At 70.4% G+C, this 13,744-nt stretch carries 13 protein-coding genes and 1 riboswitch; of the genes, 10 read left to right on the plus strand and 3 right to left on the minus strand.

Annotated features, from left to right (window positions below; genetic code table 11):
- The first annotated feature begins 34 nt into the window (after window positions 1-34).
- The 7 genes from ABTZ43_RS04655 (at window position 35) to ABTZ43_RS04685 (ending at window position 7,370) form a co-directional block, all read left to right on the plus strand.
- Complete coding sequence (locus tag ABTZ43_RS04655; protein WP_350537973.1) at window positions 35-1,534, plus strand: fumarylacetoacetate hydrolase family protein; 1,500 nt, start codon at window positions 35-37, stop codon at window positions 1,532-1,534.
- Window positions 1,531-2,217: a GntR family transcriptional regulator gene (locus ABTZ43_RS04660; protein WP_350537974.1), complete on the plus strand. Its 687-nt coding sequence runs from the start codon at window positions 1,531-1,533 to the stop codon at window positions 2,215-2,217. Before ABTZ43_RS04655 ends, ABTZ43_RS04660 begins: the two co-directional genes overlap by 4 nt.
- Window positions 2,214-3,710, plus strand: coding sequence for a 5-carboxymethyl-2-hydroxymuconate semialdehyde dehydrogenase (gene hpaE / locus ABTZ43_RS04665; RefSeq protein ID WP_253385685.1), 1,497 nt, complete (start codon window positions 2,214-2,216; stop codon window positions 3,708-3,710). The genes ABTZ43_RS04660 and hpaE overlap by 4 nt, the downstream gene beginning before the upstream one ends.
- Before the next feature lie 28 nt (window positions 3,711-3,738).
- A complete protein-coding gene (gene hpaD / locus ABTZ43_RS04670) occupies window positions 3,739-4,875 on the plus strand; it encodes a 3,4-dihydroxyphenylacetate 2,3-dioxygenase (protein WP_314095613.1) in 1,137 nt (378 codons plus the stop codon).
- Between the two features lie 139 nt (window positions 4,876-5,014).
- Window positions 5,015-5,800: a 2-keto-4-pentenoate hydratase gene (locus ABTZ43_RS04675; protein ID WP_350537975.1), complete on the plus strand. Its 786-nt coding sequence runs from the start codon at window positions 5,015-5,017 to the stop codon at window positions 5,798-5,800.
- Window positions 5,785-6,588, plus strand: a complete 804-nt coding sequence (locus ABTZ43_RS04680) for an HpcH/HpaI aldolase family protein (RefSeq protein WP_350537976.1) — start codon at window positions 5,785-5,787, stop codon at window positions 6,586-6,588. Before ABTZ43_RS04675 ends, ABTZ43_RS04680 begins: the two co-directional genes overlap by 16 nt.
- Window positions 6,589-6,647: 59 nt before the next feature.
- A complete protein-coding gene (locus ABTZ43_RS04685; RefSeq protein WP_350537977.1) occupies window positions 6,648-7,370 on the plus strand; it encodes a DUF6882 domain-containing protein in 723 nt (240 codons plus the stop codon).
- Between the two features lie 29 nt (window positions 7,371-7,399).
- Here the strand turns inward: ABTZ43_RS04685 and ABTZ43_RS04690 are convergent, their stop codons facing one another.
- Complete coding sequence (locus tag ABTZ43_RS04690) at window positions 7,400-7,876, minus strand: DUF4188 domain-containing protein (protein ID WP_350537978.1); 477 nt, start codon at window positions 7,874-7,876, stop codon at window positions 7,400-7,402.
- Between the two features lie 62 nt (window positions 7,877-7,938).
- Here ABTZ43_RS04690 and ABTZ43_RS04695 point away from each other — a divergent pair, with 62 nt between their 5' ends.
- Window positions 7,939-8,499 (plus strand): TetR/AcrR family transcriptional regulator, encoded by a 561-nt coding sequence (locus tag ABTZ43_RS04695; RefSeq protein ID WP_350537979.1) that lies wholly within the window; start codon window positions 7,939-7,941, stop codon window positions 8,497-8,499.
- Window positions 8,500-8,543: 44 nt separating this feature from the next.
- Here the strand turns inward: ABTZ43_RS04695 and ABTZ43_RS04700 are convergent, their stop codons facing one another.
- Both ABTZ43_RS04700 and glyA read right to left on the minus strand, forming a co-directional pair.
- A complete protein-coding gene (locus ABTZ43_RS04700) occupies window positions 8,544-9,422 on the minus strand; it encodes a bifunctional methylenetetrahydrofolate dehydrogenase/methenyltetrahydrofolate cyclohydrolase (RefSeq protein ID WP_350537980.1) in 879 nt (292 codons plus the stop codon).
- Window positions 9,419-10,693, minus strand: coding sequence for a serine hydroxymethyltransferase (gene glyA / locus ABTZ43_RS04705; RefSeq protein WP_253385680.1), 1,275 nt, complete (start codon window positions 10,691-10,693; stop codon window positions 9,419-9,421). Before glyA ends, ABTZ43_RS04700 begins: the two co-directional genes overlap by 4 nt.
- A 38-nt stretch (window positions 10,694-10,731) precedes the next feature.
- Window positions 10,732-10,816: riboswitch (ZMP/ZTP riboswitch) on the minus strand.
- 52 nt (window positions 10,817-10,868) lie between these two features.
- On the opposite strand from glyA, the gene ABTZ43_RS04710 reads away from it, so the two are divergent.
- Together ABTZ43_RS04710 and nagA are read left to right on the plus strand one after the other, a co-directional pair.
- On the plus strand, window positions 10,869-12,392 hold the full coding sequence (locus ABTZ43_RS04710) for a beta-N-acetylhexosaminidase (protein WP_350537981.1): 1,524 nt from the start codon (window positions 10,869-10,871) through the stop codon (window positions 12,390-12,392).
- Entirely contained in the window at window positions 12,389-13,555 is a 1,167-nt protein-coding gene (gene nagA / locus ABTZ43_RS04715) for an N-acetylglucosamine-6-phosphate deacetylase (RefSeq protein ID WP_350537982.1), read from the plus strand. Before ABTZ43_RS04710 ends, nagA begins: the two co-directional genes overlap by 4 nt.
- Window positions 13,556-13,744: the final 189 nt, after the last annotated feature.

Consider the following 13,744-nt stretch of genomic DNA (forward strand, 5'->3'; position numbering starts at 1 on the left):
CAAGGCGTCGATCCACAGCGCGAGGAGGCGCCCCGTGACGGCATCCATCACCCGCCCCGGCAAGATCATCGCGATCCACCTGAGCTACGCTTCTCGGGCCGATCAGCGGGGCCGCCGGCCCGCAGCCCCCTCCTACTTCTTCAAGCCCGCCAGCTCCGTCGGCGTCTCCGGCGGAACGGTCGAGCGTCCCGCCGGCACCGAGCTGCTCGCCTTCGAGGGCGAGATCGCGCTCGTGATCGGAACGCCGACGCGTCGGGTCTCCCTCGACGAGGCGTGGGCGCACGTGGGATGGGTCACCGCATCGAACGATCTCGGACTGTACGACCTGCGCGCGAACGACAAGGGCTCGAACGTCCGCTCCAAGGGCGGCGACGGCTACACGCCCCTGGGGCCGGAGCTCATCGACGCGCGCACGGTCGACCCTGGCGCCCTCCGCGTGCGCGCCTGGGTCAACGGAGAGCTGCGCCAGGACGACACCACCGCCGGCCTGATCTTCCCGCTCACTCAGCTCGTCGCCGATCTCTCGCAGCACTTCACGCTGGAGCCCGGCGACGTGATCCTCACCGGCACGCCCGCCGGCTCGTCGGTGATCGTCCCCGGAGACGTCGTCGAGATCGAGGTGGATGCTCCGGATGCCGTGGACTCGCCCTCATCCGGCCGCCTCGTGACCACCGTGACGCAGGGCGAGACGCCCTTCGACGGCGGGATCGGCTCCCTGCCGGCCGTCGACGATCTGCAGCGCACCGAGGCCTGGGGGTCCGCCGAGGCCGCGGGGCTTCCCGCCACGAGCAGCCCGCACGACGCAGGGCTCTCCCCCGAGCTGCGCGCGAAGCTGCTCGAGGCGCCGACGGCCGGGCTCTCCGCCCAGTTGCGCAAGCGCGGCCACCACTCCTGCTTCATCGACGGCGTCGGTGCGAACATCCCCGGCAGCAAGATCGTCGGCACGGCGAAGACGCTGCGCTTAGTTCCCTTCCGTGAAGACCTGTTCTCCAGCCACGGTGGCGGGTACAACGCGCAGAAGCGCGCCTTCGACGCCGTCGACGAGGGCGAGGTCATCGTCATCGAGGCTCGCGGCGATGCGACCACCGGAACGCTCGGCGACATCCTCGCGCTGCGGGCGAGGTCCCGCGGGGCGGCGGGAGTGGTGACCGACGGCGGTGTGCGCGACTTCGACGCCGTGGCCGAGATCGGACTGCCCGTGTTCTCGCAGGGCGCGCACCCCTCGGTCCTCGGCCGCCGGCACGTGCCGTGGGACGTCGACGTGACGGTCTCCTGCGGCGGCGCGACCGTGCAGCCGGGCGACATCATCGTGGGAGACGGCGACGGCGTGATCGTGATCCCGCCCGGCCTCGCCGACGAGATCGCCGACGCCACCCTCGCCCAGGAGGTCGAGGACGCGTGGATCGCCGAGCAGGTCGCCGCAGGTCATCCGGTCGACGGGCTGTTCCCCCTCAACGCCGCCTGGCGTGAGAAGTACGAGGCGGCGACCGGCTCGGCCTCCGACTCCTCCGCCGACTCCGGCCCGCGCCGATGACGATCGTCAGCGGGGCGAGCAAGTCCGAGCAGGCGTACTCCTGGATCCGCTCGCGCATCTCCGGGCACGTGTTCGGTCCCGGCTATCGGCTCGTGCTCGGCTCGCTCGCCGAGGAGCTGGGCATGAGCGTCGTCCCGGTGCGCGAGGCCATCCGCCGCCTCGAGGCGGAGGGGCTGGTGACGTTCGAGCGCAACGTCGGCGCGCGTGTGACGCTCGTCGACGAGAGCGAGTACGCGCACACCATGGAGACGCTCGGGCTCGTCGAAGGCGCGGCCACGGCGCTGTCGGCTCCTCTGCTGGACCGGGCGGCGCTCGACGCGGCCGCCGAGGTCAACGAGCGGATGACCCAGATGCTCGACCATCTCGACGCGCACGCGTTCACCGAGCTGAACCGCCGGTTCCACTCGGTGTTGTTCGAGCCGTGCCCGAACCCGCACCTGCTCGACCTGGTGCATCGCGGATGGGCCCGGCTCTCCGGCATCCGCGACTCCACGTTCGCCTACGTGCCCGGCCGCGCGCGGCACTCGGTCGAGGAGCACACCCAGATCCTCGAGCTGATCCGTGCGGGCGCCGACCCGCTCGAGATCGAGCTCGCCGCCCGCAACCATCGTCTGCGCACGAGGGACGCCTTCCTCGACGCCCTGCACACCCGCTCATCCCGCACGACTGGAGAAGACTCATGACCGATTCGCGCATCCCCGCCGATCTTCCCGACCACATCCAGCACTACATCGACGGCGAGTTCGTCGACTCCGTCGACGGCGACACGTTCGATGTGCTCGACCCGGTGACGAACAAGACGTACACGACGGCCGCCGCGGGTAAGAAGGCCGACATCGAGCGCGCCGTCGCCGCCGCGAAGCGCGCCTTCGACGAGGGGCCCTGGCCTCGCCTGCTCCCCCGCGAGCGCTCGCGCGTACTGCACCGGATCGCCGACATCGTGGAGTCCCGCGACGCCCGTCTCGCCGAGCTCGAGTCCTACGACTCCGGCCTGCCGATCACGCAGGCTCTGGGCCAGGCCCGCCGCGCCGCCGAGAACTTCCGCTTCTTCGCCGACCTCATCGTCGCGCAGTCGGACGACGCCTTCAAGGTCCCCGGTCGCCAGATGAACTACGTCAACCGCAAGCCGATCGGCGTCGCAGGCCTCATCACGCCGTGGAACACGCCCTTCATGCTGGAGTCGTGGAAGCTCGGTCCCGCCCTCGCCACCGGCAACACTGTCGTGCTGAAGCCCGCCGAGTTCACGCCGCTGTCGGCCTCGCTGTGGGCGGGCATCTTCGAGGAGGCAGGATTGCCGCAGGGCGTGTTCAACCTCGTGAACGGACTGGGCGAGGACGCCGGAGACGCCCTCGTGAAGCACCCGGACGTGCCGCTGATCTCGTTCACGGGCGAGAGCTCGACCGGGCAGCTGATCTTCGGCAACGCCGCACCGTTCCTCAAGGGGCTCTCGATGGAGCTCGGCGGCAAGTCGCCGGCCGTGGTCTTCGCCGACGCCGACCTCGAGGCCGCCGTCGACGCGACCATCTTCGGCGTGTTCTCCCTCAACGGCGAGCGCTGCACGGCCGGTTCGCGCATCCTCGTCGAGCGCTCGATCTACGAGGAGTTCGTCGAGCGGTACGCCGCCCAGGCGAAGCGCGTGAAGGTCGGCTACCCGCACGACCCGGCGACCGAGGTCGGCGCCCTCGTGCACCCCGAGCACTACGACAAGGTGATGAGCTACGTCGAGATCGGCAAGAGCGAGGGGCGCCTCGTCGCCGGCGGCGGACGCCCGGAGGGGTTCGATACGGGCAACTTCGTCGCGCCGACCGTGTTCGCCGACGTCGCACCCGATGCGCGCATCTTCCAGGAGGAGATCTTCGGCCCGGTCGTCGCGATCACCCCGTTCGACTCCGACGAGGAGGCGCTGTCACTCGCGAACAACACGAAGTACGGGCTCGCCGCCTACATCTGGACGAACGACCTGACGCGCGCCCACACCTTCGCGCAGTCAGTCGAGGCGGGGATGGTGTGGCTGAACAGCAACAACGTGCGCGACCTGCGCACCCCGTTCGGCGGCGTCAAGGCGTCGGGCCTCGGACACGAGGGCGGCTACCGCTCGATCGATTTCTACACCGACCAGCAGAGCGTGCACATCACGCTCGGCGGTGCGCACAACCCGACCTTCGGCAAGAACTGACCCAGAGAGACTCGGCAAGGACGCTGACATGACCGACCGCGAGAACATGACCCTGACCTCCGCCGGCTACTACGTGAGCCAGGAGGCCCCGATCCGCACGGACGATCCGATCGCGACGCCCGAGAGCACTCCGCCCGATGTACTCCGCTGCGCCTACATGGAGCTCGTCGTGACCGACCTCGCGGCATCGCGGGTGTTCTACGTCGACGTGCTCGGGCTCTACGTCACCGAGGAGGACGACGAGGCGATCTACCTGCGGTCCACCGAGGAGTTCATCCACCACAACCTCGTGCTGCGCAAGGGCCCGGTCGCCGCCGTCGCCGCGTTCTCCTACCGGGTGCGCTCGGCCTCGGACCTCGATCTCGCCGTCGCGTTCTACACCGAGCTCGGCTGCGACGTGCGTCGCGAGCCGAACGGATTCGTCAAGGGCGTCGGCGACTCGGTGCGCGTGGTCGACCCGCTCGGCTTCCCGATCGAGTTCTTCCACCAGTCCGACCACGTCGAGCGGATGTCGTGGCGCTACGACCTGCACATCCCCGGCGAGCTGGTGCGTCTCGACCACTTCAACCAGATCACTCCGGACGTGCCACGGGCCGTCAAGTTCATGCAGGACCTCGGCTTCCGCGTCACGGAGGACATCCAGGACGAGGAGGGCACCGTGTACGCCGCGTGGATGCGGCGCAAGCCCACCGTGCACGACACGGCGATGACCGGCGGCGACGGGCCCCGCATGCACCACGTGTGCTTCGCCACCCACGAGAAGCACAACATCCTGGCCATCTGCGACAAGCTGGGCGCGCTCCGCCGCTCCGACGCGATCGAGCGCGGACCCGGTCGGCACGGCGTGAGCAACGCGTTCTACCTGTACTTGCGCGATCCCGACGGCCACCGCGTCGAGGTCTACACGCAGGACTACTACACGGGCGATCCCGACAACCCCGTCATCACCTGGGACGTGCACGACAATCAGCGGCGCGACTGGTGGGGCAACCCCGTCGTGCCCTCCTGGTACACCGACGGCTCGCTCGTGCTCGACCTCGACGGCACGCCGCAGCCGGTCGTCGCCCGCACCGACAGCTCGGAGATGGCCGTCACGATCGGTGCCGACGGCTTCTCGTACACACGCCCCGAAGAGGGCGAGAAGAAGCTCGGGAACCAGCTCTAACACCCCGCGTCCCGCTTCGCCATCCCCGAGCGCCCTTCGTCTCGCTCCGCTCGCTCAGGGACCGGAGCACCGACTGAACGACGCTCGCTCAGGGGCCGGAGCGCAGCGACGGGACCCACACCGACCTGAGGAGGAACGGATGCTGTCAGCAGACACGATCGAGACCATCGCCGCGGAACTGGCCGAGGCAGACCGCACGCACACGGTCATCCCGCGGATCACCGCGCGCCACCCCGACGCGACCGTCGAGGACTCCTACGCGATCCAGGGGGTCTGGAGAGACGCGCAGATCGCCGCGGGACGCCGCCTCGTCGGCCGGAAGATCGGGCTCACGTCCAAGGCGATGCAGCAGGCGACGGGCATCACCGAGCCGGACTACGGGGTGATGTTCGACGACACCGTCTACGAGTCGGGCGCCGAGATCCCGACCGCGCACTTCTCGAACGTGCGCATCGAGGTCGAGCTCGCGTTCGTGCTCGCGCGCCCTCTCGAGGGCCCTGACTGCACGCTCGACGATGCTCTCGCGGCGATCGACTACGCGGTTCCCGCGCTCGAGGTGCTGAACTCGCACATCGAGCTCGAGGGGCGCACCATCGTCGACACCATCAGCGACAACGCCGCGTACGGCGCGATGGTGCTCGGCAGCGAGCGCCGGCGTCCCGACGAGATCGACCTGCGCTGGGTGCCCGGCGTGCTCTCCCGCAACGGCGAGATCGAGGAGACCGGAGTGGCCGCCGGCGTGCTCGGACACCCCGCCACCGGGGTCGCCTGGCTCGCGAACAAGTTCCACCAGCACGGCGCGCGACTGGAGGCCGGGGAGATCATCCTGGCAGGATCGTTCACACGCCCGATGTGGGTGTCGCGCGGCGATCAGGTGCTGTGCGACTACGGACCGATGGGAACGATCGAATGCCGCTTCATCTGAGCCCGTCCTTCCGCGAGCGGCTCGCCGCCGCCGACCGCTCGCTGATCGGCATGTGGGCGTGCTCCGGCAGCCCGCTCGTGACCGAGGTCGCGGCCGGATCCGGACTCGACTGGCTGCTCATCGACATGGAGCACTCCGCCAACTCCCTCGAATCCACCCTCGTGCAGCTGCAGGCGGTCGCGGCGTATCCGATCGCGCCCGTGGTGCGGGTGCCGTCGAACGACGCGGTCGCCATCAAGCAGGTGCTCGATCTCGGCGCGCAGAACATCATCGTCCCGATGGTGTCGTCGGTCGAGGAGGCCAGGGCCGCCGTCGCCGCGACTCGGTATCCGCCGCGGGGCGTGCGGGGGGTGGGCAGTGCGCTCGCCCGCAGCGCGCGATGGAATCGGGTCGACGACTACCTGCAGGACTCCGCGTCGCACACCTCTCTCACGGTGCAGATCGAGACGACGGCGGGGGTCGAGGCCGCCGCCGCGATCGCGGCCGTCGACGGCGTCGACGCCGTCTTCGTCGGCCCCTCCGACCTGTCCGCCTCGATGGGGCTGCTCGGCCAGCAGACCCACCCCGACGTCGTGGCCGCGGTGCATCGCGTCTTCGCCGCGGTGGCGGGCACGGGCACCCCGGTCGGCGTGAACGCGTTCGACCCGGCCGCCGCCGACGCCTACATCGCCGCGGGTGCGGACTTCGTGGCCGTCGGGGCCGACGTGGCGCTGCTGGCTCGCGCCTCGGAAGCTCTGGCCGCGCGCTTCATCCCGGCGTCCGACGACGCGACCCGCGCCAGCTACTGACCCGCGCCCCGCAGTGCGAAGAGTGGCGTATTCATAGCAATCCGGGTGAGACTGGGGGCATGACCTTCGCCGCGCTCCAGCCGCTCGCAGACCGTGCCGCACTGTTCACCGCCCTCCGCCAGGATTCACTGGTCACCGCGCTCGAGGACCTGGGCGAGAACCGCTGGGATGCCGACATGGCCGCCGGCACACTGACGTTCACCTCGAACGATGACCCGTCGCGCCGGCTGACGACCCGCGCCCACCTCATCGCCACCATCGCTCCCGGACCCCGCTCGCTGCTCTGGGCCTGGGCCCACCCGCAGGGCGACCCCGACGGCATCGCCGGCCAGTTGAGGGACTACGGCACCGCCCACGGCATCGCCGAGCTCAGCCAGAGCGAGCTGCCGTTCCCCGACGATGCCAGCGGCGACTCCGAGTGGATCACCGCGGCCGCGCACACCGTCGGCGGCGTCGCCGTCGAACTCACCGGCCGCGCGCCCTACTACTCCGCCCCGGTCGGCGGCGGCACGTCGGCCGTGTTCCTGCTCGACGCGCCGATCCCCCCGCTCACGGTGTCCGTCGCGGCGATCGCGCTCCCCCGCATCCTCTCCGGCACCGCGCTCACGGATGCCCGCACCGCGGTGTGGGATGCCGCCCGCCTCGCCGGCTGGAACCTCACGTGGGCCGACGAGGCGTTCTCGGGGGCGACCGTCGCCGATGAGACCGGATCGGCCACCTTCCGCTTCGACGAACAGGCCCGCATCACGAACATCGAGAGCAGCCTGCGCCCGCAGAGCTGATCGCACGCGTCACGCCGCGAGTCGGCCCGTCACCGCCCCAGGCGTTGGCGGGCCGTCTTCGTGCCGGCGCCCACCGGCGCATGAGCGGTCGCCGCCGCCAGCCCGAACAGCGGCATGTCGACGTACACGGTCTCGAGATCCGCAGCGGGCACCTGATACGTCTCGTGCCAGACTCCGACACTGCCGGTGCCCTGCAGCGTGCGCATGAAGTCGCGCCACGGCTGCAGGTGCGGGGCGTCGCGGTCGGCGGCGAAGCGCTGCAGGTGCTCGGGGCTCTCCCAGTACGACAGCAGGATCGTCGTCCTGCCGAACCAGCTGTGCACACCGAGCATCCCCGAGTCGGGATGGGTGGCGAGGTGCTGCAGCATCGGCGGCATCTTGCTGGCCGTCCACCACACGCGGCGGAGATCCCACCATCGGTTGGCGCGCATCCCGATCAGGAAGACCGTCACGTCCGCGCTGTAGGGGGCCGCGGTGTAGCGCCCGGGGAACACCTGCTGGGTCATTTCCACTCCTCATGCGATTCCGTAACCGCGTTATGAAACGACGTTACGGTATGCTGGGCCGCATGGCAAGACCCGCACTGTACGACGACGCCCTGCGTCGCCGACTCCTCGACGCCACGGCGCGGATGGTCGACGAGCGTGGAGTGGAGGGGATCAGCCTGCGCGAGATCGCCCAGGGCGCCGGCACCTCCACATCCGCCGTGTACGCGCTGTTCGGCGGCAGGGCGGAGCTGCTCGTCGCCGTGATCGATCACGGCTTCGCGTCGTTCGGGCAGTCGCAGGCGTCCACCGAACCCGACGGCCTTCGCGCGCTCGGCCTCGCCTATCGCGCCTGGGCCACCGCGAACCCCGCGCTGTACCGGCTCATGTTCGGCGGAGCGGTCACGAGCGCGCACTGCCACCCCGACGAGGCCACCACGGGCGCGGCGATGATGCCGCTCGTGCGCACGCTCGCCGAGCGGGTCGACGAGACCGAGGTGATGCCCGCCGCCCTCACCGTGTGGGCGCAGGTGCACGGCGCCGTGAGCCTGGAGCTCGCGAGCGTCGCACCGGTGGCCGTCGACTGGGATGCCGTCTACGACCGCGTGGTCGACGCGGTCGAGCGCGCCTTCCCGGCGCGCTGACCCTCACCGCGCCGGGCCCCGACCCGCCGACCGCCCCTGAGGACTCAGACCAGGCGCTCGGCCGCCTCCACCACGTTGGTCATGAGCAGCGCGACCGTCATCGGGCCGACACCGCCCGGGTTCGGCGAGATCCAGCCCGCGACCTCGGCGACATCGGGATGCACGTCTCCGAAGACCGCACTCTTGCCCGTCTCCGGATCGCTCTCGCGCGTGACCCCGACGTCGAGCACGGCCGCACCGGGCTTCACGTCTTCGGCGCGGATCAGATGCTTGACGCCCGCTGCGGCCACGATGACGTCGGCCTCGCGCAGGTACCGCGGCATGTCGACGGTGCCGGTGTGCGTGAGCGTGACCGTGGCGTTCAGGTCGCGACGGGTGAGCAGCAGTCCGATGGAGCGGCCGATCGTGACACCTCGCCCGACGACGACCACATGCCTGCCCGCGAAGTCGTAGCCGTTGCGCAGCAGCAGCTCGATCACACCCCGCGGCGTGCAGGGCAGCGGCGTGTGGATGGGCTTGTTGACGTTGAGCACGAGACGGCCGAGGTTCGTCGGATGCAGCCCATCCGCGTCCTTCGCCGGGTCGATGCGCTCGAGGATCGCATCGGTGTCGATGTGCGCGGGAAGAGGCAGCTGCACGATGTAGCCGTGGCAGTCCTGGTCGGCGTTGAGCTCGTCGATCAGCGCCTCGACGTCGGCCTGCGTGGCATCGGCCGGCAGCTCGCGCTGGATCGAGTTCATCCCGATCGCCTCGGACTGGCGATGCTTCATCCCGACGTAGAGCTGGGACGCCGGGTCGGCGCCCACCAGCACGGTCGCGATGCCGGGCACGATGCCCTTCGCCTTCAGAGCGGCGACACGCTCGGTCAGCTCGACCTTGATGGCGGCTGCTGCCGCCTTGCCGTCGAGGACCTGGGCGGTCACTGCTGCAGGTCCGGGTAGAGCGGGAAGGCGGCGGCGAGCGCGTCGACGCGCGCACGGAGTGCCTCGACATCGGCGCCGGGCAGCAGCGCGAGGGCGATCACGTCGGCCACCTCGGTGAACTCCGCATCTCCGAAGCCGCGGGTCGCGAGCGCCGGAGTCCCGATGCGCAGACCCGACGTCACCATCGGCGGACGCGGGTCGTTGGGCACCGCGTTGCGGTTGACGGTGATGTGGATGTCGTGCAGCAGGTCTTCGGCCTGCTTGCCGTCGACCTGGGCGTCGCGCAGGTCGACGAGCACGAGGTGCACGTCGGTGCCGCCGGAGCGCACGCCGATGCCGGCATCCTTCACGTCCTGCTGCGAGAGACGATCGGCGAGGATCGAGGCGCCGCGCAGGGTGCGCTTCTGGCGCTCGGCGAACTCGGGGGTGCCCGCGAGCTTGAACGCGGTCGCCTTGGCGGCGATCACGTGCATGAGGGGTCCACCCTGCTGCCCCGGGAACACGGCCGTGTTGATCTTCTTCGCGATGTCGGCGTCGTTCGTCAGGATGAAGCCCGAGCGAGGGCCGCCGATCGTCTTGTGCACGGTCGACGAGACGACGTGCGCGTGCGGCACCGGGTTCGGGTGCAGGCCCGCGGCGACGAGTCCGGCGAAGTGCGCCATGTCGACCCAGAGCAGCGCGCCGACCTCGTCGGCGATCGCGCGGAAGGCCGCGAAGTCGAGGGTGCGGGGGTACGCGGACCATCCGGCGATGATGACCTTGGGCTTGTGCTCGATCGCGAGGCGACGCACCTCGTCCATGTCGATGATCGAGGTCTCGGGGTCGACGCCATAGGCGACGATGTCGTAGAGGCGGCCCGAGAAGTTGATCTTCATGCCGTGCGTCAGGTGGCCGCCCTGGTCGAGGGCGAGGCCGAGGAGGGTGTCGCCGGGGCGGGCGATCGCGTGCAGCACGGCGGCGTTGGCCGATGCGCCCGAATGCGGCTGGACGTTCGCGAACTCGGCACCGAACAGGTCCTTGGCCCGCTGGATCGCGAGTTCCTCGGCGACGTCGACCTCTTCGCAGCCGCCGTAGTAGCGGCGCCCGGGGTAGCCCTCGGCGTACTTGTTGGTCAGGACGGAGCCCTGCGACTGCAGGACCGAGACGGGCACGAAGTTCTCGGATGCGATCATCTCGAGGAACGTCTGCTGGCGGGCGAGTTCGCGGTCGAGGACCTGTGCGATCTCGGGGTCCACCTCGGACAGCGGTGCGTTGAAGTAACGGTCGGTCATGATGACGTGCTCCTCTGACGACGGATTCGAAGGGTGTTCCTATCGGCCCAGGCGCGCGGTCGAATTCCGTGGTCAGTCGCTCCCCGGTGGTAGTCCACCCAGACGCCAGTCGCGACGAGTACGAGCATAGCGGATTTCCCTGCGCCCACGACCCCGAGCAGGGTAGGTTTTGTTCATGGTCCTTCCTGATTACCTGCCGCTGGTGCCGCTGCCCGCATCCGTCACGATCGGAGCCGGGCGCCTGCCTCTCTCCCCCGACGTGCGCGTGACCGGGGGCTCCCCCGCCGTCGCACAGCTGATCTATGCGGTCGAGAGCCGCAGCGGCATCCGTCTCGTCCACTCCGCCGACTCGACCGGCGACTCGACCGGCGAGATCGCGCTGCGTGTCGACGCGTCGGTCGCGGGGGCCGAGGGCTACACGCTCTCGATCGCGGAGGGGGTCGAGATCGTCGGCGCCGATGAGGCCGGACTCTTCTACGGGGTCCAGACCCTGCTGCAGCTGCTGCGCGAGGACGCGCACGGCTGGGCGCTCCTGCGCGCCGAGATCGCCGACGAGCCGCGCTTCGTCCGCCGCGGGGTCATGCTCGACGTGGCGCGCCACTTCTTCGGAGTCGCCGAGGTGAAGCGACTGATCGACAGCGTCAGCGCGCTGAAGTTCAATCACCTGCACCTCCACCTCACCGACGATCAGGCGTGGCGCATCGAGATCGAGTCCTGGCCGCGACTCACCGAGCTCGCCTCCACGACCGCGGCCCTCGGCGACGCGGGCGGCTTCTTCACCAAGGACGACTATCGCGAGATCGTCGCCTACGCGGCAGCACGGCACATGATCGTGATCCCGGAGATCGATCTGCCCGGGCACACGCACGCCGTCGGCGTCGCCTACCCAGAGCTCGTCGAGGACCCGGTGATGAACGACGCACTGATCGCCGATGCGAAGCGCCTGGGGCAAGACCTCCCGGTCGCCGGCGAGCCCTACCTCGGGTGGGGCGTCGGGCACTCCAGCGTCCGCATCCACGAGGAGCGCACCTACGAGTTCGTGCGCGACGTCGTGCGAGAGCTCGCCGAGATGACACCCGGTCCGTACATCCACATCGGCGGAGACGAATCGCTCGGGACCCCGCAGGCGGACTTCGACCTGTTCGTCGAGCGGGCGACCGCGATCGTCGTCGACGAGGGGAAGACGCCGGTGGCCTGGCACGAGGTGGGCGCGGCGGCCGACATCGCCGAGGGCACGGTCGGCCAGTACTGGGGCAAGCGGACCCCGGAGGGGTCGCATGCGGCCGAGGCGAGGCACTTCGTGGAGCGCGGGGGCGCGCTGATCATGTCGGCCGCAGACGCCGCTTACCTCGACATGAAGTACACGACAGACTTCGCCCTCGGACTCACCTGGGCGGGCACCATCGACGTCCGCTCCGCCTACGAGTGGGAGCCGACGTCGGTGCTGGACGTACCCGACACCGCGATCCTCGGCATCGAGGCGCCGCTGTGGAGCGAGACCACGCGCACCTGGAACGACGTGGAGCAGCTCGTCTTCCCGCGCGCCGCCGCCCTGGCCGAGGTCGCGTGGTCGCCGCGCAGCGATTCGGGCCGGGCGTGGGAGTCGTTCCGCGCACGCCTGGGCGCACTGGCGCCGGTGTGGAATGCTCAGGGCATCGACTTCCACCCTGCACCCGAGATCCCCTGGACCGAGCGATGACCGCCGAGCGCCCGACGACGGGGTCGCTCGTCATCCACTCCGCGCGACTCGTCGACGGCGGGTCCGTGCTGGCCGACGCGTGGGTGCGGTTCGACGACGGCAAGGTCTCGGGGCGAGGGGTCGGCGATTCCTGGACCGCGGCAGACGAGGTCGTCGACGCCGTGGCATCCGCCGGAGAGGGCGCAGTGCTCACACCGGGGTTCATCGACATCCACGGGCACGGCGGCGCAGGCGCGTCCTTCGACGACGGCATCGACGCGATCCGCACCGCTCGGGCCCTGCACCGCGCCCACGGCACGACGCGCGCCGTGATCTCCCTGGTGACGGCCCCCCTCGACGCACTCGCACGGCGGGTCCAGGACATCGCCGACCTCATGACGACGGATGCCGACATCCTCGGCTCCCACCTCGAGGGGCCGTTCCTCGACCCGGCGCACCACGGAGCTCACGAGCCCACCCTGCTGCGCGAGCCCCGCGCCGCCGATGTGGCCCGGCTGCTGGAGGCCGGGCGAGGGACGATCCGCCAGGTGACGATCGCCCCCGAGCGCCCCGGCGGCCTCGACGCGATCCGCTCGATCGTGGAGGCGGGCGCGGCCGCCGCGGTCGGACACACGAGCGCGGATGCCGCGATGGCGATCGCCGCCTTCGACGCCGGCGCGTCGATCCTGACCCACGCGTTCAACGCGATGCCCGGCATCCATCACCGCGCCCCCGGGCCGGTGCTGGCCGCCGCCGCCGATCACCGGGTGGTGCTCGAGGCGATCGCCGACGGCGTGCACCTCGACCCGCACGTGATCAAGCTGGTGTTCGATTCCGCGCCCGGCCGCGTGGCGCTGATCACCGATGCGATGGCCGCGGCCGGGAGCGCCGACGGGCACTACGACCTCGGTGCGGTGAGCGTCACGGTGCGGGACGGGATCGCGCGCGCGGACGACACGGGATCGATCGCCGGCTCGACCCTCACGCAGGATGTCGCGCTGCGCCGAGCGATCGCCGCGGGGGTCGGACTGTCCGATGCCGTGCAAGCGCTCACCGAGACGCCGGCACGGGCGATCGGATGCGGCCACGACCTCGGCAGCCTCGACGCCGGCTTCACGGCTGATGCCGTTCTGCTGGACGCGCAGCTTCGTGTCGTGTGCGTGTGGGTCGGCGACCGGAGCTGATCCGGTACGCGGCCGGAAGGGTGCGGGGCCGCCTTTCCCCAGATCGGCGGCCCCGTCATGTCCCCTCTTCGCGAGTCGGCGGGCCGGGAACTCCTCCCCCGAGGTGTCCGGCCCGCCATATCGATGCATATCCCCCTGCATCGATGCCTGAGCTCCGCCCCCCGGTGGAGCTCCTTGGCTTCTCTCTGT

The sequence above is a fragment of the Microbacterium sp. NPDC097977 genome (assembly GCF_040302605.1).
In the GTDB taxonomy this organism is placed as follows: Bacteria; Actinomycetota; Actinomycetes; order Actinomycetales; family Microbacteriaceae; genus Microbacterium.

Bases quoted from the DNA above. Each gene is read 5' to 3' on its own strand.
- ABTZ43_RS04660 (WP_350537974.1), top strand. From the start codon at position 1,531: ATGACGATCGTCAGCGGGGCGAGCAAGTCCGAGCAGGCGTACTCCTGG.
- hpaE (WP_253385685.1), top strand. From the start codon at position 2,214: ATGACCGATTCGCGCATCCCCGCCGATCTTCCCGACCACATCCAGCAC.
- hpaD (WP_314095613.1), top strand. From the start codon at position 3,739: ATGACCGACCGCGAGAACATGACCCTGACCTCCGCCGGCTACTACGTG.
- ABTZ43_RS04675 (WP_350537975.1), top strand. From the start codon at position 5,015: ATGCTGTCAGCAGACACGATCGAGACCATCGCCGCGGAACTGGCCGAG.
- ABTZ43_RS04680 (WP_350537976.1), top strand. From the start codon at position 5,785: ATGCCGCTTCATCTGAGCCCGTCCTTCCGCGAGCGGCTCGCCGCCGCC.
- ABTZ43_RS04685 (WP_350537977.1), top strand. From the start codon at position 6,648: ATGACCTTCGCCGCGCTCCAGCCGCTCGCAGACCGTGCCGCACTGTTC.
- ABTZ43_RS04690 (WP_350537978.1), bottom strand. From the start codon at position 7,876: ATGACCCAGCAGGTGTTCCCCGGGCGCTACACCGCGGCCCCCTACAGC.
- ABTZ43_RS04695 (WP_350537979.1), top strand. From the start codon at position 7,939: ATGGCAAGACCCGCACTGTACGACGACGCCCTGCGTCGCCGACTCCTC.
- glyA (WP_253385680.1), bottom strand. From the start codon at position 10,693: ATGACCGACCGTTACTTCAACGCACCGCTGTCCGAGGTGGACCCCGAG.
- ABTZ43_RS04710 (WP_350537981.1), top strand. From the start codon at position 10,869: ATGGTCCTTCCTGATTACCTGCCGCTGGTGCCGCTGCCCGCATCCGTC.
- nagA (WP_350537982.1), top strand. From the start codon at position 12,389: ATGACCGCCGAGCGCCCGACGACGGGGTCGCTCGTCATCCACTCCGCG.